22 protein-coding genes are annotated in these 22,577 nt (G+C 47.6%); 10 read left to right on the forward strand and 12 right to left on the reverse strand.

The genetic code is table 11. The features are described from left to right. Nucleotides 1-97, reverse strand: a 97-nt coding sequence (locus tag RMO27_RS14210) for a thioredoxin domain-containing protein (RefSeq protein ID WP_309733633.1), incomplete at its 3' end; no start/stop codon positions are given. Nucleotides 98-320: 223 nt separating this feature from the next. Then, complete coding sequence (gene petH, locus RMO27_RS14215) at nucleotides 321-1,544, reverse strand: ferredoxin--NADP reductase (RefSeq protein ID WP_309733592.1); 1,224 nt, start codon at nucleotides 1,542-1,544, stop codon at nucleotides 321-323. A gap of 676 nt (nucleotides 1,545-2,220) precedes the next feature. Here petH and RMO27_RS14220 point away from each other — a divergent pair. Together RMO27_RS14220 and RMO27_RS14225 are read left to right on the forward strand one after the other, a co-directional pair. Then, entirely contained in the window at nucleotides 2,221-3,219 is a 999-nt protein-coding gene (locus RMO27_RS14220) for a phosphoribulokinase (RefSeq protein ID WP_309733594.1), read from the forward strand. Between the two features lie 161 nt (nucleotides 3,220-3,380). Next, entirely contained in the window at nucleotides 3,381-3,917 is a 537-nt protein-coding gene (locus RMO27_RS14225; RefSeq protein ID WP_309733596.1) for a Uma2 family endonuclease, read from the forward strand. 58 nt (nucleotides 3,918-3,975) lie between these two features. Here RMO27_RS14225 and RMO27_RS14230 read toward each other — a convergent pair whose 3' ends face one another. Together RMO27_RS14230 and RMO27_RS14235 are read right to left on the reverse strand one after the other, a co-directional pair. Next, nucleotides 3,976-4,284 carry a DUF3067 family protein gene (locus RMO27_RS14230; protein WP_309733598.1) on the reverse strand — a complete coding sequence of 103 codons (309 nt, stop codon included), beginning with the start codon at nucleotides 4,282-4,284 and terminating at the stop codon, nucleotides 3,976-3,978. Nucleotides 4,285-4,375: 91 nt separating this feature from the next. Then, nucleotides 4,376-5,278, reverse strand: a complete 903-nt coding sequence (locus tag RMO27_RS14235) for an LD-carboxypeptidase (protein WP_309733600.1) — start codon at nucleotides 5,276-5,278, stop codon at nucleotides 4,376-4,378. 365 nt (nucleotides 5,279-5,643) lie between these two features. On the opposite strand from RMO27_RS14235, the gene RMO27_RS14240 reads away from it, so the two are divergent. The 3 genes from RMO27_RS14240 to purN all read left to right on the forward strand — a co-directional run bounded on the left by RMO27_RS14240 (nucleotide 5,644) and on the right by purN (nucleotide 8,534). Further along, entirely contained in the window at nucleotides 5,644-7,560 is a 1,917-nt protein-coding gene (locus RMO27_RS14240) for a protein phosphatase 2C domain-containing protein (protein ID WP_309733602.1), read from the forward strand. A gap of 9 nt (nucleotides 7,561-7,569) precedes the next feature. Continuing rightward, nucleotides 7,570-7,719 carry a hypothetical protein gene (locus tag RMO27_RS14245; protein ID WP_309733604.1) on the forward strand — a complete coding sequence of 50 codons (150 nt, stop codon included), beginning with the start codon at nucleotides 7,570-7,572 and terminating at the stop codon, nucleotides 7,717-7,719. Between the two features lie 176 nt (nucleotides 7,720-7,895). Next, nucleotides 7,896-8,534 (forward strand): phosphoribosylglycinamide formyltransferase, encoded by a 639-nt coding sequence (purN, locus tag RMO27_RS14250; protein WP_309733606.1) that lies wholly within the window; start codon nucleotides 7,896-7,898, stop codon nucleotides 8,532-8,534. On the opposite strand, the gene RMO27_RS14255 is transcribed toward purN, so the two are convergent. The 3 genes from RMO27_RS14255 to RMO27_RS14265 all read right to left on the reverse strand — a co-directional run bounded on the left by RMO27_RS14255 (nucleotide 8,524) and on the right by RMO27_RS14265 (nucleotide 12,247). Next, a complete protein-coding gene (locus tag RMO27_RS14255; RefSeq protein ID WP_309733608.1) occupies nucleotides 8,524-9,066 on the reverse strand; it encodes a hypothetical protein in 543 nt (180 codons plus the stop codon). The genes purN and RMO27_RS14255 overlap by 11 nt on opposite strands. Before the next feature lie 138 nt (nucleotides 9,067-9,204). Further along, complete coding sequence (gene gltX, locus RMO27_RS14260; protein ID WP_309733610.1) at nucleotides 9,205-10,641, reverse strand: glutamate--tRNA ligase; 1,437 nt, start codon at nucleotides 10,639-10,641, stop codon at nucleotides 9,205-9,207. 217 nt (nucleotides 10,642-10,858) lie between these two features. Next, nucleotides 10,859-12,247, reverse strand: a complete 1,389-nt coding sequence (locus tag RMO27_RS14265; protein WP_309733612.1) for a hypothetical protein — start codon at nucleotides 12,245-12,247, stop codon at nucleotides 10,859-10,861. Nucleotides 12,248-12,417: 170 nt separating this feature from the next. Here RMO27_RS14265 and RMO27_RS14270 point away from each other — a divergent pair, with 170 nt between their 5' ends. Both RMO27_RS14270 and RMO27_RS14275 read left to right on the forward strand, forming a co-directional pair. Further along, nucleotides 12,418-15,669 carry an alpha-mannosidase gene (locus RMO27_RS14270; RefSeq protein WP_309733614.1) on the forward strand — a complete coding sequence of 1,084 codons (3,252 nt, stop codon included), beginning with the start codon at nucleotides 12,418-12,420 and terminating at the stop codon, nucleotides 15,667-15,669. Between the two features lie 7 nt (nucleotides 15,670-15,676). After that, nucleotides 15,677-15,805, forward strand: coding sequence for a hypothetical protein (locus RMO27_RS14275; protein WP_309733616.1), 129 nt, complete (start codon nucleotides 15,677-15,679; stop codon nucleotides 15,803-15,805). Here the strand turns inward: RMO27_RS14275 and RMO27_RS23885 are convergent. The 5 genes from RMO27_RS23885 to RMO27_RS14295 all read right to left on the reverse strand — a co-directional run bounded on the left by RMO27_RS23885 (nucleotide 15,742) and on the right by RMO27_RS14295 (nucleotide 20,196). Beyond that, on the reverse strand, nucleotides 15,742-15,918 hold the full coding sequence (locus RMO27_RS23885; protein ID WP_396133717.1) for a hypothetical protein: 177 nt from the start codon (nucleotides 15,916-15,918) through the stop codon (nucleotides 15,742-15,744). The two genes, RMO27_RS14275 and RMO27_RS23885, sit on opposite strands and share 64 nt — an antisense overlap. A gap of 116 nt (nucleotides 15,919-16,034) precedes the next feature. Further along, a complete protein-coding gene (locus RMO27_RS14280; protein WP_309733618.1) occupies nucleotides 16,035-16,643 on the reverse strand; it encodes an FHA domain-containing protein in 609 nt (202 codons plus the stop codon). A gap of 426 nt (nucleotides 16,644-17,069) precedes the next feature. Next, complete coding sequence (locus RMO27_RS14285; protein WP_309733620.1) at nucleotides 17,070-18,335, reverse strand: VWA domain-containing protein; 1,266 nt, start codon at nucleotides 18,333-18,335, stop codon at nucleotides 17,070-17,072. Nucleotides 18,336-18,550: 215 nt separating this feature from the next. Continuing rightward, the gene (locus RMO27_RS14290) at nucleotides 18,551-19,510 is read right to left on the reverse strand and encodes a protein phosphatase 2C domain-containing protein (RefSeq protein WP_309733622.1); all 960 of its coding nucleotides are present in this window, start codon (nucleotides 19,508-19,510) and stop codon (nucleotides 18,551-18,553) included. A 62-nt stretch (nucleotides 19,511-19,572) separates the two neighbouring features. Beyond that, nucleotides 19,573-20,196 (reverse strand): DedA family protein, encoded by a 624-nt coding sequence (locus RMO27_RS14295; protein WP_309733624.1) that lies wholly within the window; start codon nucleotides 20,194-20,196, stop codon nucleotides 19,573-19,575. A gap of 415 nt (nucleotides 20,197-20,611) precedes the next feature. On the opposite strand from RMO27_RS14295, the gene RMO27_RS14300 reads away from it, so the two are divergent. The 3 genes from RMO27_RS14300 to RMO27_RS14310 all read left to right on the forward strand — a co-directional run. Beyond that, a complete protein-coding gene (locus RMO27_RS14300; protein WP_309733627.1) occupies nucleotides 20,612-21,457 on the forward strand; it encodes a DUF4388 domain-containing protein in 846 nt (281 codons plus the stop codon). 319 nt (nucleotides 21,458-21,776) lie between these two features. Then, complete coding sequence (locus RMO27_RS14305) at nucleotides 21,777-22,250, forward strand: hydrocarbon-binding protein (protein ID WP_396133716.1); 474 nt, start codon at nucleotides 21,777-21,779, stop codon at nucleotides 22,248-22,250. A gap of 66 nt (nucleotides 22,251-22,316) precedes the next feature. Beyond that, a partial coding sequence (locus RMO27_RS14310; protein ID WP_309733631.1) for a roadblock/LC7 domain-containing protein occupies nucleotides 22,317-22,577 on the forward strand: 261 nt, incomplete at its 3' end.

The raw sequence follows: 22,577 nt of genomic DNA on the forward strand, positions 1-22,577 counted from the left end.
CGCACCAAGGTGCCCAAAAATCTACTAATACTGGAATCTCACTATCGAGAACATCCTCTTTAAAAGAACCGTCTGTAACTTCTACTGCTGACGACATGGCTCAATCCTTCTTACCTTAAAGTTTGCTCGGTTTATATGCAATTTTACCATAGGAATAGAGGGTAACAGGTAGCGGTGAGAGGGTAGGAAAATAATTCGTAATTAACAGTTACTCTCGATCGCACAAAAGGTAGAGGGGAGAAGGTAGCAAGTAGGAAATAATTCTTAACATTACGACTGACTCTCGACCCTGCGACTCTCTACCTTCTACTCCCTAAATCCTAGTAGGTTTCCACGTGCCAACGACCAGCACGTTTCATCTGTGAACGATACTCAGCCCACTTGACATCAGACTTAATTGCGGCAGTAGTTAGCGCGGCATCGATGCCTGTTTCCATGCCTTTGAGTCCGCAGATATACACATGGGTTTTCTCTTGCTGAATCAAAGACCAGAGTTCGTCAGCGTTTTCGGCGATCCGATCTTGGATGTACATTTTGCCACCCTCTGCGTTTTTCTGTTCGCGACTGATCGCATAAGAGAGCTTGAAGTTGTCAGGATATTTGTGCTGAATTTCTTCGAGTTCGCCTTTGTACAGGACATTGGGGGTAGTAGCGACACCAAATACCAACCACGCTAAACCTCGGAATTGGTAGTCGGGATTGGCATGACGTTCGTTGTCTTTGAACATCCGCCATAAGTAGGCACGGAATGGTGCGATGCCGGTGCCGGTAGCCATCATGATGATGTTGGCTTCGGGATCTTCGGGCAAGAGCATCTCTTTGCCAGTGGGTCCAGTGATTTGGACGTCATCACCAGGTTTGAGATTGCACAGGAAAGTCGAACAGACGCCTTCTACTTCCTTGCCAGTTTTCTCATCTTTGTACTCTAATTTGCGGACGCACAGGGAAACAGTTTTGTCATCGACATTATCGCCGTGACGGGTACTGGCGATCGAGTAGAGGCGGATTTTGTTAGGCTTGCCCTTATGATCTTTACCAGGCGGGATAATGCCGATACTTTGGCCTTCAAAGTACCGCAAATCGCCAGCCGAGATATCGAATTTGACATGTTGAACCATGCCGATGCCGCCTTCACCCAGTAGCCCATCATTGGCGACGCATTTACCGACGAATGGCGCATTCGGACGATAGATATTTACCGGTACATCAGCATGTTTTTTGGGAGCTGCGGCGGCAGGTAGCGTTTCTATTTTGACTTCCGACTCGATTTGAGCGGGTTGGCTATTGGCGACGGAGGTTTGTGGCTCGGCTGCGGCTGAAAAGGGACGAATGCTCAGGATCTTGCCGCCCATACTGGCAATCCGACGCATTTCCTGGTTCATCCGCTGATAAGGAACGGTAATAAACAAGCTCCCACTACGACGAATTTTACTATTGGTGCTATCGGCAGATTGACTGTCGCGGAGACCGACGACTTCATAGATAAACAGACGATTGTTGGCTAGTGAGTTACCAGCATTACCGACTAGACTTGGATTATACATTGCTATTTTATATCTCCGAACCCCAAATAATAGGTGTCATTATAACTTTACTTACTTCAGATATCACCCGTTAGTACCGTTTTTCGCGATCGCGTTGACGGGGATATCTCCCAGTCTTACAACCAGGATGCAGATGGCTTGCACGATCTAGACATATTCCAGCCAGAATACAGTAGCTCCGCCCCATTGCACAAGGGTGCATTGCCCGATCGTCAAAATTGTTAATTCTCGATGGTACCGCCTAGACTCGATGCTCGTGCCAAAGGCAAGGCTCCGCCAACGGCGACCGCAGAGTTGTCTGGACGGCAAGGCAATCGATCTCAGGGAGGATCGAATTGCACCCGATCAAGCTATAATGTTTGCTGGGTACAGTTTTACATCACAAACATCCGCGATTTGACTGAGCTGGAAATAATTAATCTATCCGGTAGATATCGTTATAAAGTGTAATGGGGCGCACAATTTTTCTACTTTGCCGATCGCGCTCATAGCCCGATTCGAGCGATAATAATTGCACCAGTATCGACCAAAATCATTTTTCCGGCTGGCAATGCTGCAAGCATGGAAATTTGATCCATATCTAGTTTAATCAGCTATGACGGATTGAGGTAAAATTTTATTTCAAAGCAATAGGATTTAGATACTTACAAAAGAATTTGGATATAAGAGGATAGCTATGACCAGTAAGGTGGATCGTGTGGTGATAATTGGGGTTGCTGGAGATTCCGGCTGCGGTAAGTCAACGTTTTTACAACGGATTATCGACTTGTTTGGGGAGGATTTTGTAACGGTAATCTGTTTGGATGACTACCATAGTCTCGATCGGTACCAACGGAAAGAGCAAAAAGTGACTGCACTCGATCCGCGTGCGAATAATTTCGATTTGATGTATGAACAAATCAAGGCACTCAAGAGCGGTCAGACCATTGACAAGCCGATCTACAACCATGAGACGGGTTTGATCGACCCGCCAGAGAAAGTAGAACCCAATCATGTCATCGTGGTTGAAGGCTTACATCCGCTCTATGACGAGAGAGTTAGAGGCTTGCTCGATTTTAGCGTTTATCTAGATATCACTGATGATGTCAAAATCGCCTGGAAAATTCAGCGCGATATGGCCGAGCGCGGTCATAGCTACGATGATGTCTTGGCGGCGATCGAATCTCGTCGTCCCGACTTTGAGGCATATATTGAGCCACAACGCGGTCATGCTGATGTCGTCATCCAAGTACTACCCACCGAACTGGTCAAGGACAAAGAAAGCAAGCTACTGCGGGTGCGCTTGATGCAGCGCGAAGGCGTGTCTGATTTCGATCCCGTGTATCTATTCGACGAAGGTTCGACCATCCACTGGCGACCATGTGGCCGGAAACTGACTTGTGAGTATCCAGGCATCAAGATGTTCTACGGTCCCGATACTTACTATGGCAACCCTGTCTCTGTCCTGGAACTCGATGGTCAACTGGGTAACCTGGAACAAGTAAGCTATATCGAGAGCCATCTGAGCAATATTTCTACCAAGCACAAAGGTGAAATGACCAGCCTGCTGCTCCAACATCGCGAGTATCCTGGTTCCAATAATGGTACTGGTTTATTCCAAGTGATGGTTGGGCTGAAAATGAGAGCAACTTACGAGCATTTAACGGCTCAGGCCAAAGTAGCTGCGAAAGTCTAGTTAACTTAAATTTCAAATTAGCTTAAGCTAGTTCGATCGAAAAGACAGGGAGTTCTCAACTACCCTGTCTTTTTTATTGACGATCGATTACCCATTAGCGATCTATGTTGTTAGCTTAGATCTTGTTAGAATAGAATCGATCTAACTCGATCGCTATTACTATGCTCGCAAGTACAACAAAAAAACTGACTAAGGTAGAATTTTGGGCGTTAGCTGATGCTAGCGATCGCACCTATGAATTAATCGATGGCGTCGCAGTACCTAAAATGTCCCCTAAATATTTCCACGCCCGCGCGGCTCGTCGGATTCTGAATATATTAGAAGAATGGTCTAGAGATCGCGGCCGTGCCGAAATAGAATGGGCGTTCGATCTCCGTCAAGATTTTACACCCGTACCCGACCTAATTTATGTTTCCTTCGATCGATTGTCAGAAAGTTGGAATGAAAATACGGCTTGTCCAGTCCCCCCCGAACTCGCAGTCGAAATTATCTCACCTGGACAAACCTTTGGACAAATGACTCAAAAGGCTGGTTATTATTTAACTGGGGGTGTCTTGCAAGTATGGGTGGTCGATCCAGAAGCGAAAAGCGTGACGGTATTTTATCCCGATCGCGCCCCCAAAACTTATATGGAAAATAGCATCATTACCGACGATCTCTTTCCTGGGTTATCGGTTGAGATCGATCGATTACTTTAGAATTGATATTTAAATTTTCAGACGATCGATCTTTAAATTTACACGATAATGTTATCGATTACAATAACCACTCTGAGGCACGATCGCCTAAATCGAGCAAAATACTAACAGCTTTTCCCAATCGCGGTCGTTCGGTAGTTTTCTCGATAAACTTTTGAATTTGTTCGACAGTACCCATCGCCGCTAAATAAGAACCAACGGTATCTAAATGAGCAAGATAGTCTGCTTCAGATAGTGGGAAAGAAGCTTGTTCTTGATATTTCCACATCACTTGTAAATAGATTTTGGTGGGAGTCTTCTTCATCTGGACGTCATATGAATACCCCCATTTGGCGATGATGATTTCTCTGAGTTCTTGTCCGGTCATTTAGGGGTTAGGGGATAGGGGATAGAGAGTAGGGGATAGTAAATAGTGAATACACTTAGGCTGTGTTAAGAGTAGGTAATATTAACCCAATCTACTTACCGACTATTTTTAATTCGCCAGTGTTACCGTCTAAAATTGCTGCAACACCTACGGGCAGAGCGGCGTTATGGCCGTCGTGTCCGAAGGGGAGATTGGCGACGATCGGGATTTGGAGATCGGTGAGTCGATCGCGCAGGACTTCTTCTACTGTAAAGCTAGAAACTGAATCAGGGGGATCGCATTGACTGAATCTGCCGATCGCGATTCCGGCCAGCTTTGATAGTGCCCCTGTCAGTCGCCAATGGGTGAGCAAACGATCGATCCGATAGGGTGCTTCGGTGACGTCTTCGATCGCCAAAATTGCGCCAGCCAAATTGGGCTGCAATGGGGTGCCGAGCAGATGGGTAGCGACGGTGAGATTGCAAGGGAACAAGCGTCCGGTGGCGACATTGCCAATCCAGCTCTCCCCTTGTAATGTTGGGATGGGTTGCCCAGTTACCAAGCTAAAGAGGCGATCTCGCGACCAGTCTGGTTCGTCTGCTAGAGTAGTAATTAATGGCCCATGTATGCCCGCAATGCCTTGCTGGGAGAGACTCCATAATAGTGCGGTAATATCTGAAAAACCGAGCAGCCACTTGGGTTGATCGATCTGCGGCCACTGCCAATCTTCTAATAACCGCATCCCGCCATAACCGCCCCGCGCGCACAAAATTGCCCGACACTCTGGATCTGCCCAAGCATCTGCTAATTGGGTGCGCCGGGTGACATCATTACCCGCTAGATACCCCCACGCCTGCGTCACTTCCGCCGCAACTTCCACTCGATAACCGCGATCGCGCCAAATGGCAATACCTCGATCGAAGGCTGTGCGATCGCGCAACCGCCCACTCGGAGCGATGACCCGCAACAAATCTCCACTTTTTAGGGGCAAAGGTGTTTGACAAGCTTCGAGCATGGGTATTTATGAGATCTACGGATCGATCTTTACGGATATCCAGATATTAGCAGCTACTAACCCGCAATAAATCCCCACTTTTTTGGGATCAAGATGTTTGACAAGCTGCGATTGTGGGTATTTATAAGATATGCGGATTGATTTTACTAATGTCCAGATATTAGTAAGCGATCGCAGGTTAAAATTTGGATTGAAGACATTTCACATGATCGTCCCGATCTCGAACATCGCCACTATGACCTGGCCAGATGCCAGCGTCAATATAGTCAAGATTAACCGATTGTTTCATTATTACTACCTCAAGCAGTACGCCTGACTTGCCACGATCGCGTAAACTATCGGCTGACTGGATCAACCCCAACCCCATGACTAACCAACTAGTGGCCAAAATTGTCTGCCAAAATCCTGAGTGTCAGGCTCCGAATCCCGTGAGTCACAATTTTTGTGCTCATTGCCGGACGGCCATCCCCAAAGTTTATTTGTGGGCGGTGGGCGAAGATGTTCTGAGCTTGAAGATCGGTCAGATGTTGGCCAATAATCGCTATCTCGTCGTAAATAATCGGGTGTTGCTCGATACCAAGCCGGGTTGGCAACCAGAAGTCGATAAAGTGCCCGAATATATTACGCCTTATCTGCGGCTGGTCGGGCACCGTCCTCACATTCCGCAGGTGTATGGCTCGATTCCCTACAATCGATCGGGACGACGCACGACGACGCTGTGGTTGTTAGAAAAAGCCCCGATTTATAGCGAAGGTTTGGGTGCGGCATTTGCAGGGCGAGTCATGCCCGAGATCAGCGAAAGCTGGAAAACTGCTGGTTCGATGCGCCAACTCAATTGGTTGTGGCAAATCGCAAATCTGTGGGACGCAATGCAGGTCGAAGGCGTAAATCGCACCCTCTTACACCCAGAGTTGCTCCGTGTCGAAGGCGGATTATTACGGGCGATCGAGTTTATGCCCAATGGCGATACGCCACCCAAGTTAGCCGAACTAGGCAAAGTCTGGAAACTATGGCAAAAACAGGCGCGGATGGGTATCGCCCAAACCTTGGAAAAACTGTGCGATCGACTCATTTCTGGCGATATTACCACTGCTACCCAAGCGATCGCGATCTTGGATGAAGCCTTGCGAACCGTCGGCCAAAAGCAATTTCTCAACTGTAACTATATTACCCAGACTCATACCGGCCCGACCCGAGCGCAAAATGAAGATGCTTGCTACCCACCCAGCGGCGATCGCCTGTATCAAAATACGGGCTACGATCTGAGTCTGACGATCGTCTGCGATGGCGTCGGCGGGCATCAGGGCGGAGAAGTTGCTTCTAGTCTGGCGATCGATACCATTCACCGCCGGATCGAAAGCGTCCTCGACAAGCCTGAAAATCGCTATCCCGATAGCATTGCCATTCAAATTGAAAATTCTACCTGTGTCGCTAACGATCAGATTAGTCTCCGCAACGATAGCGAAAATCGCCAAGAACGCGAACGGATGGGGACGACGATGGTCATGAGCCTGATCTACGGGCATGAGGCTTACTTCGCCCATATCGGTGACAGTCGCCTCTATCGGATCACCCGCACGGGCTGTCACCAAATGACTTTAGATGACGATCTAGCCACTAGAGAAGTCCGCCTCAGCGGGATCGTCTACCGCGAAGCCCTGGGAATTAATGGTTCGGGTTCGTTATTTCAAGCTTTGGGGATGAATTCTTCTACTTCGCTCCATCCGAATATTCGCCGGACGATCGTCGATGAAGAATGTATTTTCTTATTGTGTTCTGACGGTGTGAGCGATCGCGATCGGGTCGATCAATACTGGCAAACCGAAATTCTGCCCGTGCTGGAAGGTAAGGTGGATTTAGCAACTGCCTGTCAACGGACGATCAATATGGCCAATACCCATAATGGTCATGACAACGCCACAGTTGCCCTCGTTCATTGTCAAGTCAAGCAACCCGTAGAGGCCGGACAAAGCACCCTGCTGCAAGATTTTCCAGCCAGTCCCACTAGTTTTGTTCAATCCGATACACTGTTGCTCAGTAGTCCCGAATCTAGTAGCGCAGACAGCAACCAGCGGAGCCTCATCGATCGAGATAAGTCAGCACCAACTGGGAAAAACCCGTTAGTATTAGGGGCGATCGGGTTAGCTTTACTGGCCGCGATCTTGACTGGGGGTTGGTTGGTATCCAAGCGTAATTCTCCACCTACGCCACCCGCTGAACCACCCATACCGGGAATAGTTCCTAGCGAGGCACCGTCGCCACCACCAGCATCACAACCATAAATATGTCAAATGACATTTCAACGCAAAGGTACGAAAGCGAGTCTAGTCCAAATTAATACTAGTGTGAAAACGATCGCCCAAACTGAAGATCGGTGGCGATCAGAATTAACGATCTCGCGAGCGGGATTGCCAGCTAAGATTACTTATTCGATCGTGTGATACTTTTGCAGGAGGTCTAATGTCTTAGTCTGGCTCAGATCGATCGAGTGAGCAGTGCTACCCACTATATTTCCTGAGTCAATGTAACTAAAATTGATCGAGTGTCGAAAATCTGGCTAAATCGATCAATAATCTAGGATCGACACATCGACTCAGGTACTCTGTACGCTTCTCTCATGCACCCATCAACGATCGATACTCCTAGCTTAGTTTCGCCGCTACCGACAACGGAAATCGCCACACGTCCCCCGTTAATTTTAGGCGTGATGGCATCGGGGAGTGGTAGTAACTTTGAAGCTGTCGCCCGATCGATTGAAAGTGGCCAGCTCAATGCCAAGATCGCCGTACTGATTCATAATAAACCCGGAATCAAGGCGATCGATCGGGCGCAACAGCGTGGGATTCCCACCGTATTTCTCGATCATCGCGATTATCCCAGCCGTGAGGCTCTCGATCTGGCAATTGTCACCATTTTTCAGGCTCATCAGGTGCAATGCGTAGTGATGGCGGGTTGGATGCGGGTGATTACCCAAGTGCTTATTGATGCTTTTGTCGATCGCCTCATCAATATTCACCCTAGTTTATTACCCAGTTTTCCTGGCATTCACGCGATCGAGCAAGCGCTGGCGGCAAGGGTCAAGATTACTGGCTGTACGGTACATCTAGTCAGGCTGGAAGTAGATACTGGGCCGATTCTCGTCCAGGCTGCCGTGCCAGTTTTACCCGATGATACCGCAGCAACTTTGCACGCACGGGTGCAGATTCAAGAGCATTTAATCTTGCCACAGGCGATCGAAATTTTAACTAAAACATAAATTTAGATTGTCTCGGTGTAACTTGGCCGCTAGATTGCATTCTTTTCAGTCTCAGTTCTTGCTCTATAACTTGTTTTTTGAGTAGCTCTAATTGAGTTTGCGAAGTCTGTTTTTGGGATTCCAATAACTGGGTTTCTGACTTCAATTTGGCCATCCGAGCATTGTGATCGTCGGTGCGCCCTGGTTGATAGGTAATCCCTAGATATAAGGTCATATTCCTACCGTCATAGGTATTGAGCGCGCCGCCGAGATTGAGACCAAAGTCATTTTCAGTATTGACTGGATTTTGAATGTTGGGACTCAATGGCGTGTAGGGATAATTATAAGTAGTCTGCTGAATATTGCTCTGACCGCCGTTGCTGAGATTATTATTTTGATTGGTATTACTTTGGTTATTGGTATTATTGACCGCACCTTCCCCGACTGTGAAAGTTTGAGTGGAGGAGCCATCTGTCTGTGCTTGACTGGAGCTAGTGCTGATGAATAGTCCCGCTAGAATTAATAGTGTTGTCGATAAATATTTGATGCTCATGAATCTACCCGATCGAGATGTGCTGTAAATGGATACACTCACATCTTGCACCAATGCGGAAATATTAGTAATTAGCGGAGATCTCAGGGTACCCACAAGGGGATACCCCTACATAATTAACCTGTTACCCAGTCTTGTTTAGCCCAAAATTCGATCGATTCTGGGTACTGCTAATTGATGTTGGTGCAATAGCAGGATGGATTGGATCAGATCGGAGCCATGAACTTCGCCAGTGAGGGCGGCACGAAGACTTTGCATCACCAAGCCTTTTTTAACGTTTTGCTCTTTGGTGACTTGTTTGATTAGCTCCTGGACTTCGCTCTCGTTCAGATCTGGCTTGGCTTTGATCGCAGTGGCAAGACTGGCGAGCACTTCTTTGGCACCTGGTTGAGTGACTTTGGCGGCGGCTTCTTCGTTGAGGGTGACACTATCGGTGAAAAATGTCCGACTGATTTCGACGCATTCATCGAGACGGGCGAGGCTGGCACCGATGAGGCTAGTAAGTTGGAGTAGCCAAGCGCGATCTGCATCGGGATCGAACTCAAAACCCGCAGCTTGCCAGTAGGGAATCAATTCTGGTAATAGTTGCTCGGCGGACATGGCGTGGATGTATTGGCTGTTAATCCAATTGAGTTTATCCCAATCAAATTTGCCTCCAGCCTTGTTGACGCGCTCGAAATCAAACTGGTTGGCGGCTGCGTCGAGGGTAAATAACTCCTGAGCATCGGGAGCCGACCAACCCAAGAGAGTCATATAATTGACCAAAGCTGGGGCGATATAGCCCATTTGTTTGAAATCATCGATCGATGTGACGCCATCGCGTTTGGAGAGTTTTTTGCCTTCGGCACTCAAAATCAGGGGCGTATGGGCAAATTCCGGTACTTTAACTCCCAAACCTTCATACAACAGGATCTGTTTGGCGGTATTGGCAATATGATCCTCGCCGCGAATGACGTGGGTAATTTTCATGTCGATATCATCGACGACGACGGCGAGATTGTAGAGCGGCTGTCCGAGTTCGTGTTCGTCAGCAGCGCGGGAAATCACCATATCCCCACCTAAATCACTACCTTTCCAGGTAACTGTATCGCGGACTAAATCTAACCAACTAATTTCGCGCTCGTCTTCAATCTTAAATCTAATTACCGGCCGCCGACCTGCGGCGATAAAGGCGGCTTCTTGTTCGGGAGTCAGATTGCGATGACGGTTGTCATAACGCGGTGCTTGATGATTAGCTTCTTGCGTAGCCCGCAGCTCATCGAGTTCGGCGGTGGTGGTATAGCAGCGATAAGCACTACCATTAGCCAAGAGAGTTTGAATCGACTGGCGATATAAATCTAGGCGTTGGGATTGAAATAATGGCCCTTCATCCCAATTCAAGCCCAACCACTTCAATCCGTCGAGGATATTTTGGGTGTATTCAGATTTGGAACGTTCTAGATCGGTATCCTCAATCCGGAGGATAAATTTACCCTGATGATGGTGGGCAAAGAGCCAGTTAAAAACGGCGGTGCGGGCGGTACCAATATGTAAGTTACCAGTGGGGCTGGGCGCGATGCGAACTCTGACTGTCACGGCTAATTATGTTTGAGCGTACATCTTTGATTTTGACACTCCCGTTGCCTAAAGGCGAGGAGATTTGGGGTTAAATTTTCAGAAAGCGGGGCGCGGGGCGCGGAGAGCGAACAAGTGCGGGAAAGATCGTGTTCCCCTATCTAGGAAATTGCTGTATGTGATGGTCGATCTGAACATAAATTAAGTTAGTAGGCTATATTATTATTCATCCACAATTTCAATTACGAGTCGGGTTATTAGTAATTATTCCCCAGATTTTTATCAGCCAGTTTTCGATCGCGAGGAAGATCCGATCGAGCCATGCTAGGAATCTCACTAGTGGCGATCGACTATAGCCAATTAGTTCGGATTCTGCTTCAATCCAATCTGGAGCAAAGTCTATATCTCTAGTGACGTGCTTGGATATTTTACTAGCACCTCGATCGAGATCGGTTATTTGCGAACTGATGCTAGAATCCTGTTGCTGAGTAATTGCTGTGTATCGAACTTTCTGCGGTTCTGGCTCGATCGGTACTAACTTGAATTCTGATGGCTGATGAATAATTTGACTGTCAGTTTTCGAGGGTATATATAGATAGTCTCGATAATAATTAAACCAAGTTGTCAGCCAATTTGGCGATAGTTCACCGATCGAAGATCGTCCGAAATTGTCTTGACTGGGATTGGGTTCAGCCTCAAAGATCGGCGGAAGCTGAGGTAGATCTACGAACCGATTAATTCTGGGCGGTTGGGGTGTAAATGGGTATTTAGTAGCTGGTAGTTCGCGTACTGATTCTAATGTATTTAAACTAGATTTAGACTGAATGGGAATGAAATTTTGCACCCAATTCCGCCAGCGATCGCCTAAAGTTGGCGGTTGTAATTCTCGTTCTTGGAGATCGATTTCACTGTGTGAGAGCAATGATTGTGCCGATAGATGCTTGCCTTCGATTTCTAACCAGCGATCGTCAGTTTCATCATTTAGGAATGGTCGATCGTGCGATAATATTTGGGTTGGATATTGACTGGCCTCTAGTTGACTCGCGCGCCATTGATGCCAACCGATCGCGATATCGATGCCAATTCTGCGGCGAATTTCTTGTTGTTGGGTAATGGTGAGTAGATCTAATAATTCATTTTCGGTAGTTACTAAGACCAATTGACGATCGCTTAATAACGAACTAATTCCGCGAATGATCGGTTTTTTCGATCGGACTCGACCGGATCTGTGGGGATGATAAATCGCATCCTGGCTTTTGGTGGGGGTCATCCCATAACCAGTATTCCAGACACTTTCATCAATAACCGACCAATCATCGACGGTTGCGACTCCACCTTGCTCGGCAATCTCAATCGGATAGCCAGCTTCGACAACCAGATCTAAAGCGTGTTCGATGTCAATATCGGGAGCTGGCTGCGGTAGCGATCTTTTGGTTAGTGGTGGCGCGAGCTGGGGCGGAAATATTTTAGCTGCCTGTGCGAGTAGTTGAATGGGATAGAGTAAAATTTGACCAGTCCAAACTACGGCTACCTTGAGATGTCGCAAACCTTTGGCACAGGTATCCTTCAATCGATCGGTACGCTTGTGAATAAAAGTGAAGACTCGGCTTTGGTAATTTCCAGACATGGGAGTTTAGTTGATAGTTGAGGGCTGAATATACGGCTGCTACTTGATGACAGGCGATTTATTCGCTGTTCAGGGCGATTGTTCAGTGCTACTGCTTTACAAAAAATTTATTGTCAACTATTAACGATCGACTCTCAACTAATTTAAATACTTAAGATTTTAGCGAAACTATGAATGATTCCCAGCAAAGTTTTGTATCTTCGAGCGAGAGTGCCCTCCAACGGCTGCGGAGTTTGAGTCAGCACGATCTGTTGGCTGATTGGCGGATGTGCCTGGGGACTAGCTCTGTTGATGCAGATACTCATGCTTGGGAGCGAGCAAACTTGAATGAGAATGGACAAATTGCTTGGGTGCGAGGGCGACAGGAGATCTGGCTGGTGCAAACGGTGGTAATGCCGATCGATCTCCACGGTTATCCTGTTATTAGTCTATCCTGTCGGTTGGCATTTACTTGGTGGGCAGAGGTCGCACAGGTATTTGTTGATGGGCAATTGGTACAGGAGGGCGATTTATTCGACCACAGTCCGCGTGTATTGTTGATGTCCGCAGTGGTGCCTGGAACGGCTGTAGACGTGCGATTGCGATTGGTTAGTCCTGGCCACGATATCGGTGCTTTGATGCGATCGCGGCTGGTTTTTGAGTCCGCAGATCCGACATTTCCCGAACCGGGCTGGTTGGCGGATGAGTTGGCGGTGATGGTAAAGCAGGTGGCGAGCTTTCAGGCAGCGCGATTGGTCGAAGTAGCTGGAATAATTGATTCGATCGATTATGAGTTACTAAAGGTAGATAGTCGTCAGTTTATCTCACATATATTAGAAATTAAAAACCAAGTTAAATCGATTGTTGGCTGCGGCGGAGATCTACCCACCCCACCCTACGGGCACCCCTCCAAGAAGGGGATTTCTTCTAAGCTTTCTCCATTGTTAGGTGAGATAGAAACGATTCAATTGCTGGGACATGCTCATTTGGATATGGCGTGGTTGTGGGAGGTGGCGGAGACTTGGGACGCGGCGGAGCGGACATTTCGATCGAGTCTGAGTTTACAGCAATTATTTCCCGATCTGACTTTTTGTCATTCTACACCTGCTTTGTATGAATGGATGGAACTCCATCAGCCGGAAGTATTTGCCGGTATTTGTCAGCAGGTGCAAGCAGGTAAATGGGAAATCGTTGGGGGCATGTGGATCGAACCAGATCTGAACCTAATTTCGGGAGAATCGATCGCGCGGCAGCTTATTTACGGTCAAGCTTACAACCAGTCGCGATTTGGCGCATTGACTAGAGTGGCATGGCTGCCTGATACTTTCGGGTTTTGCGGGCAATTACCCCAGTTGCTCAAGCAAGGCGGCATCGACTACTTCGTCACCCAAAAGTTTCTCTGGAACGATACCAATCAATTTCCCCATCAATTATTCTGGTGGGAGTCTCCAGATGGTAGCCAAGTATTGAGTTTGATGTCGTCGGCGATCGGTGAGGGGATCGATCCGTTAAAAATGATCGATTATGCCTGTTGCTGGCAACAGCATACGGGGATAAATGAAGCTCTTTATTTATTTGGGGTGGGCGATCATGGTGGGGGGCCGACCCGCGATATGTTGGAATTAGCCGATCGCTGGTCGCAATCGGATGTCTTTCCCAATTTAGAATTTACGACAGCGGTTAAATATCTGGATAAGTTGGCCAGTAAGGCCGATAGTCAATTATTGCCAGTTTGGAAGGACGAACTATATCTAGAATTCCATCGCGGTTGTTTTACGACCCACGCCGATCAAAAGCGATCGAATCGCCAGTGTGAGGATTTATTATATCAGGCAGAACTCTGGTCGTCGATCGCCTGTATCGTCACAAAGCAACCTGATCCCACAGATCTCCAATTGCAGATCGAGACAGCCTGGAAGCAGACATTATTCAATCAATTTCACGATATCATCCCTGGCACCGCGATCGAACCTGTCTATGTAACGGCAAATGAGGGTTGGGCCGATGTCGAACGCGTGACAACGCAGATAATTAGTCAGGCGTTGGGTGAGATTTGCGATCGAATTTTACTCCCCACCCCACCAGTACAAAATGCAATTGCGATCGTCATTTTTAATTCGCTCAATTGGGTACGAACCGAAGTAGTCGAATACCCCCTAAATTCTCTAGAGAATGTATCTGCATGGCAAGTCTTTGATGCTGGCGGCAACTTATTACCCAGCCAATCCACTGCCAAACATATATTATTCCTCGCAACCAACTTACCCAGCGTCGGTTATCGCTTATTCTGGCTAGCATCTACTGAGATTGAAGATCCTCTCCAAGGAGGGGTGCCCGTAGGGCGGGGTGGGTACACCTCCGCAGCACCTCAACCAGCCATGACGGAAACACCAGCTTCCAGCGATTTGATTTTTAAAAACCAATTCGTAGAAGTAGGAATAAATTCTGAAACCGGAGATATTGCTAGCATTTACGACATCATCAACAACCGCCAGATCCTGACATCTACTGGCGCAAATCAACTCCAAGCTTTTCAAGATGCGGGACAGTACTGGGATGCGTGGAATATCGATCCCAAATATGCCGAAAAGCAATTACCACCCAGTCAACTAAAATCGATCCAGTGGATCGAAATCGGTGATATCCAGCAATGTGTAAGAGTGGTAAGGGAATTAGCGGGACGTGAATTTACTCAAGACTATATCTTAGCTGCCCATAGCCCGATCGTTCGCATCAAAACTAGCGTCGATTGGCAAGCCGGACATGTCCTAATTAAAGCCAACTTCCCTCTCAATCTAACCGCCGACATCTCTACTGCCGAAACTGCTTGCGGGGCGATCGATCGTCCCACTCAACCCGAAACTGCCATCGAGAAAGCGAAGTGGGAATTGCCGATGCACCGCTGGGTAGATCTCACCGATAACAGTGGCGAATATGGCGTGAGCCTACTGAATGATTGTAAATATGGCTTCGATGCCGGAACAGATTATTTGAGACTCACCTTACTCCGCAGCCCCAACTGGCCAGATCCGACATCCGATCGCCGCTATCATGAATTTACCTATGCAATTTATCCCCACAGTGGCACCTGGCAAGCTGCCCAGACAGTGAGGGCGGGACTAGAACTGAATTCACCGCTGCAAGTCGTACAACTAGCTCCCAAGCCTAAAATAGATGACACCAGAGACTTAGCATATTCTAATAGTTTCATCGATTTACATGCCGAAAACCTAGTTTTGATGGCATTTAAACCTTCAGAGACGATCGATCGATCGTGGGTATTGCGGTGTTATGAATGTCATGGAGTTGAGACAGAAATTGAGTTGACTGGCGAGCTGGATTTAGGGATCGATCGAGCATTAAATATCCTCGAAGAATTACAATCCGAACCATGCGATCGGATTAAGCCCTGGCAAATTCGGAGTTTTGGAGTGTCAAACTAATCTAAGTTTGAACGGAGAATTGGTCGGGATGAATGCCATGATTTATCCAGGTAATGGCGGCTTCAGAACTTATCATCGTTGGCGGCATGTTAGTTCGGTAAGATTGCCAATGCTCTCTGGCAAGGTACTTAATTGATTATCTTTGAAATTGAGAGAAGTTAATTTAGATAGATTGCCAATGCTCTGTGGTAAATGAGTGAGTTGGTTCTGGCTTAGATCGATCAACTCTAAATTAGAAAGGTTGCCAATCGTCGTTGGTAATTCAGTTAAGTTATTAGATGTGAACTACTTATTCTACACATCTCGATCAAATCCAGACGATCTCATGAAAAACGGACGATCGAGCAACCCAGTCACCATCCAGCTTAAATTTGGTCGATTAGTTTGATTCTCGTCCAATGTCCGAGAGTAATTTCATCCCCAGATGAGATCGGAATATCGGCCATGATGGCGACTTCTTTGCCATTTACCATCGTGCCATTTGACGAACCGATATCCCGCATGATCAGCGATCCATCGGGATGGAGGGTGAGAATCGCGTGACGCGAAGAGACTGCATCATCCAAATCCAATGGAATCTCTGGATGGATGGCACGCGCGATACTCGTTCTGCCGATCAGATTGGTAGACTGGCTTAAACTAATCGTAATTGGGGCTTGAGTGGGTGCTGTGGGGCTATTGGAGGTGGCTAAACTCGGATCGATCGAGACGATCGCTTGCCATTTACTAACTGTGGTAGGAGCCGGAATTGAGGCAGTAACGGATTGACTTGGTGGCTGAGTTGGCGCAGTCGTTGGCGCATTAACTATCGATCGAATCGGTGGTGGGAAATTAGATAAGGGATCGCCACCTTTGGCACCACTGAGAAAGTTATAACCACAAATCTCACAGAAATTGCCGCTATCAGCCTCATGGGGAGTGCTACAGTCAGGGCAAGGTTGAGTCGTAGCAAAAGATTGGGTACTAGTAGCCACGGTCTTATTAGTAGGATTTGAGACAATTTCAGCTATTCCCAACCCCAGGATCTTTGCCCCACAATCAGAGCAAAAATCCGATTCGGTTGAATTATGACCTTTGGGACAAGTGTGCATCTAGTGAATAGTGGATGGTGGATAGTGGATAGTGGCTACGGTGTATGCACAAGTCGGCTGGACTTCGTTTTGAGATCTAAATCCCCCAACCCCCTTAAAAAGCTTGCTCAGATCCGGATCTTAGTCCCCCTTTTTAAGGGGGATTTAGGGGGATTCACACCAATTTCGCCATTTCCAGAGATGTGTATACACAGTAGGGATAGTGGAAGGGAATAAGTAATGAGTTTGATGAATGAAATACATGCAGGCATTTTGATACTTTCTAATGTAAGTTCCCCGCTCTATTCACTATTCACTATCCACCATCCACTACTTTTGAATTCTAGCTGTTTTGGTCGATCGAGTCTCTAGCATCATTTCGTCTTCTTTAGCTACCGTACGTTTGATGCGGACTGTTCCGGCGGCGGCGTCTTCGACATCGACGACGGAGCGCAGCAGTTTGGCGGTGGCTTCGTTACCGGAATCATGGGCGAGTTTGACGGCCTTGCCCAGCTTGACGGTCGCTACTTCGATATTACCTTGTGCTCTGGCTTCTAAGCCTTCTTGGATCGATTGGGCGAGTTCGGCTTGGCCGGTATAATGGGCGACGCGCCGATCGATTTTGGCAGTTTTGGATTCATCTTCTGTCCAGGTGGCCAGAATTTTGGCTTCGGTAATTTTGGTTTCTTGGCCGTTAGCTTGCGTGATCAAACTCGCTCTCCCGGCCAACATTTCATCGCCGACATTCCCCGCATTTATCTGAATGCAAAAATGATAATCGCGAGACTCATTACTGCCCCAGGCACCCGTCGGATAATCGACTATTCGCTCACTGACAACTTTAGCCCGACTGGTGACATCGACGATTTCGGGACTGACTTGTTTGCAAAATAATACCTTCGCACCCATCGGCGTCCACAAGCGTAGGCTGACATCACTGATAGTTTTGCCCATCGCTTTGGTCAAAATTGATTGGAAGTCATCAGCAATGCGATCGGGTGAGGAGATAATATCCGTCGTGCCTAATAATCTCGTGGCAATTTTTTGCAATTCGGCGACTTGCCAATCCGTACCCACGCCGCGACAATCGCATTGAAATTTACCGTCAGAGGCGTCCAAAACTTGGAGCAAATTTTGCTCGTCATTGGGATCGTTCTGGCCGTCAGTCAGTAACAATGCTTGGCAAATTGCTTGGGGCATTTTCATGAATTCTCCCACCGCCGTCTGCAACCAAGTGGACATTAGTGTGCCCCCACCCGCTGCAATTTCCTTCACCTGGGAGATCGCGCGCATTTTATTTTCCGGTACGGCGTTGACGAGCGGGATCAGTAGTTTGGCACGACTCGATCCCGTGACCACAAAAAATGCCGCATCGGTGGGGAGCAGATTGATGATCTTGACGATTGCTTCTTTAGCGGCAATCATCTTCGCGCCGCCCATCGAGCCAGATGTATCGCAAATAATCCCGAATAGGCGTTGACCGCTGGGTGCTGCCACTGTCGCCCCCTCACCACTAGTCGTAATCGTCATGATGGCATTGACTTGGGTGGCACCTTGAGAGAGGTAGGGATTTTGGAAGACTTCGGCGGTAAACATGGCTGAGGTATTAGGTATTAGGCTTTAGGTGTGAGGCGGTTTAGTCGGGTGAGGAGAATTTCACTATTCAGGTTTTACACAATTTCAATACTTCTATATTGTCATCAGGTGAGAGGATAATTTTGTTTTGTTGTCCTCAACCTACGATTTTCGATCGAGTAATTACTGAATATTTGGGTAGCAAAGCTCTCGATCAGGTGAAAATTGGCTAATTGCTAACCTTTGAGAATAGCTACTGTAATATTATCCTGCCCACCTTGTTGATTTGCATAGCTAACGAGGTGACGGACGATCGAACAGCTCTCAGACGCGGGAGCTTGTCGAATTAAATGATGGAGGTAGGCCGGATCTGGGGCGTAATTCCATAAGCCATCGGTACATAGGAGCAGATCACCATCGCCAGGGATCTTAAAAGTAGTGAGATTGGGTTTGCCATCATCGGCGGTATCGGCACCGAGCCACCGGACGATCGCATGGGCGTAGGGCGATGCTTCGGCTTCTGCTGGGGTGTAGGTACCCGACTCGATCGCATCGCGCAGCCAGGAGTCATCTTGGGTGAGTTGAACAGATTTGGCTGGCGAGAGCCAGTAGGCGCGACTGTCGCCCAACCAACCGATGGTGGCAATCTGATTGTGGACAATCGCGGTGACGATCGTCGTCGAGGATGGATCGATCTCGGATGTCGGATCGATCGGGATGTTGGCAACGGCTTTGAGTGCGGCACTGACACCCATCTCGATGGCAGTAGCTGGCTCTGTCTGGTGTTGCAGTGCAAGTTCGATTCCCTGAAGACAAGCAGTCGTGGCAGCTTGGGATGCAAGTTCGGGGTGTTGGGAGCTAGAGACACCATCGCAGACGACAATAATATATGTATCTGGAGCGACGCACTTGAGGGCGATCGCATCTTCATTTTGGTGGTGTCTGCGTCCGCGATCGCTCGCTCCTGCAAAATTGGGTGCGGGTTGGAGTTCGATCGTGTCATTCGAGATCGCTACTTGCCGAAATCCACACTCGATGCAGTATCGATCGACATCAATTTTGCGCGATGGCGCACCGCACTTTTGACACCCATTATCGATCGATGGGGACTGCGGTTTCGTCACCAGATCGACGCCGCATTCTTCACAAAAGCGATCGGCTACGGCGATCGTTCCCCCACATTGATGACAGTTCATAGGCAGTTAAGTTGCGATCTTCTCGTCAATTTTACAGTTTATAGGGCGGAACTCCCAACTCCCTACTCCCCTTCCCCAGACTTGAGCGTGCGAGATTCTAGCCAGATTGGCACGGCAATAAACCCGATCGCAATGAACAGAGCTAAGATGGCAAATTTACTCACCCATTCTAGTAACTGTTCGAGCGAAACGATCCGACCCACGAAAAAGGCTAATGTCGTCATCACGGACGCCCAAGTAATTGCCCCAGCCAGATTTACCGCAAGAAATTTACCAAATGGCATCTCAACGACTCCGGCCATCGGACTAGAAAAGATCCGAATTAAGGGAATAAATCGACCGAAGAAGACAGCACGGACGGCATTGTCACTAAATTTAGTCTTAATCTCTTCCAACTGGAGTTCTTGGATGCGAAAGATTTTGGCCACAGCGAGGATTGTCTTCCAGCCGCCGTAATTACCGACAAAGTAACCACCGATACCACCAATGAAGGCACCCATCGCCGCAGTTCCCAGCACGAACCAATAATTTAGTTCGCCGCTCCCAGCCAAAAAGCCACCCACGATCGTGATAGTTTCGCCAGGTAATGGAACCCCCAAATTTTCTAACAGAATGCCTACAAAGACCGCGAGATATCCGTATTGATTTGCCAGTTCCTGGATCGTCTCTAGTGATAGGAATTCCATCGATGCCTAAAGTGATATAACTTTACATTTATATATTAACTGAGGAATAGGTATTCTCACAGTTTGTGGCGGGGATTTTGATGGAGTTGGGAGTTAGGAGTTGGGAGCGGGTACTTAGAAGAGATGATTTGATTGCAATTGCCCCACTCAAAAAAATCATACTTTAGATCGGCAATGACAACGTTATTTTGGGTAACTCTGTTAGAGATCGACCTATTTTTGGGCACAATAGCGCGGGGGTAGCGTTTTGATTGCCGATTTGGTTGTGGCTGAATCGGCACAGACAATCGAATCCCAATTTGTCAATGGCAGTACTCACAATTAGAGCCGTCATTCCTCACCCCATTTCAGTCCCAGATGCCTCAACATCGATAAACAACCACTCATGCTTAGCGATCTTGGAGATCTATTTAAAATGTCCCTGACTGGCTATCTATCGGAATACTCATTAGCCGAAATCTTTAATTTTGTCCAAGATGGCAATAAAACAGGCTTATTATCGATCGAGTCAGATCGCTGTTTGAGTCGATCGCTAGATAATTCCTACTACATCTCGTTCCAAACTGGACGAATTATGTCGGTGAGCCATGGACACGGATTGGAGTATCGCGGCTTGCTCAAGATGATGGAGCAACGACAATGGCTATCTCCAGAACAGTTGACGGGATTGTCGATTAATATCACCAAACTCGGGCAACCATTAGGTACTTACCTCAAAGCTTGCAACACGCTCGATAGTTCGCAACTACGTCTACTTTTTGATGCTCAAGTAGTGGCAAATATCTGCAAACTTTTTGGTGATATTCATCACGGCCGCTTTGACTTCAATCCCCAAGCCCCCTTAATTTATGCCGAGATGACTGGCATCAGTTTACATGCCAAGGAGGTATCGCTATTGGGACTGCGGATGCTCCGCGATTGGAGTAGTTTGAGTGCCAAATTGCCCGCTCCCACATCCATGCTCCAGCGTGTCTCGTCAACACTGCCAGATCTACGGCTCGATAGTCAAGAATCTAAAGTCTGGAACCTAGCCCTGGGCGAACTGTCGATCGCCAAGATTGCCGAACAGTTGGGGATAAACATCGACAGGGTGCAACAGATTGGCTTCCGACTGTGTGCGATCGGTTTGGTAAATGAAATATTACCAGTCGCGATCATCAAATTGATCGAACACCAGTCTGCTGACAGTCATCCCGCGACTGCCCCAATTTCTGCTTCATTTTTGGGCAAATTAATGGGATTTTTGAAGAAAAATAATTGAGACATTTTGTAATATCGTTCGCACTCGATCTTGCCTAACAATAGTAGCCAGTTGACACGTTCTATGATGATTACTGGCAGCCATATTCTAGCATAATTTAGAGTTACTATTGGCTTCAATTCATAGTGTTTTTTTGAGATTGAATTATATTTTCTAATTGGTGTTAGCAACTGTTTAGAAGTGGGAACAATATAATTAGAGCTAGTTTATTAAGTCTGTCAAGATTCCCCATTAACACCTCCAAATGGTGAAAATCCCGGCAGCCTCAGATGTAGCAGCTTCAACCCCCTGATCCCTCGTTCCAGAATAATTTATTAATATGTCGAACGCCCTAACTAGTCGCCCAACATTGGGTCAATTCAGCAGTATCGTTTGTTTCAAATCAGTGATCACTGGTATGGAAGAAGCTCTAGGCGAAAAAGCCACGGCGATCGCGTTGATTGCTGCTGGTCGCGAACGCGGTAAAAACTTGGCTAAAGAGCTAGGTTTGTCCGGTTCTACTGAAGATCTCAGCGTCATCGCCGCTAAGTTAAATGAAGCCGTCGGTGCTAATGGTACTCACCTGACTGCTGTTGACAAAATCGTCCAAGAAGGCGACGCGTACAAAGTTTATTGTTCCGAAACTGTTTGCTCCGCTGGCGAGCCTCAAGGTTCCGATCGCAAATGTACTTTCACCATGGGTGCAGTTTGGGGCGCATTGAGCGAAGTCACTGGCAAAAAGTTGCGCGGTGTGCACACTGAATCCGTCCTGCGCGGTGGTGCTAACGATGTATTTGAATTCACCTCGCTTTAATAGCGGCTGAATCATCAAACTCACAAATTTCGATCTAACTAACTAATTAATCATACTGAGGAAATCATGGGCGTAAGTTCAATTGGCGGAATTTTACAGAATTTTGTATCCGGCACGGCAGATGTTCAAGGCGCAGCCTTGGTATCCCACGACGGTTTACCACTAGCATCCAGCCTACCTAGTGCTATGGATGAAGAACGGACTTCAGCGATGTCGGCAGCGATGCTTTCCCTCGGCGAGCGGATCGGTAAAGAATTATCGCGCGGTAGCGTTGAAAAAATCATGGTTGAAGGTGCTGACGGTTATGGCATCTTGATCGGTTGTGGC

The organism is Chamaesiphon sp. OTE_75_metabat_556 (assembly GCF_031378165.1).
GTDB lineage: Bacteria > Cyanobacteriota > Cyanobacteriia > Cyanobacteriales > Chamaesiphonaceae > Chamaesiphon.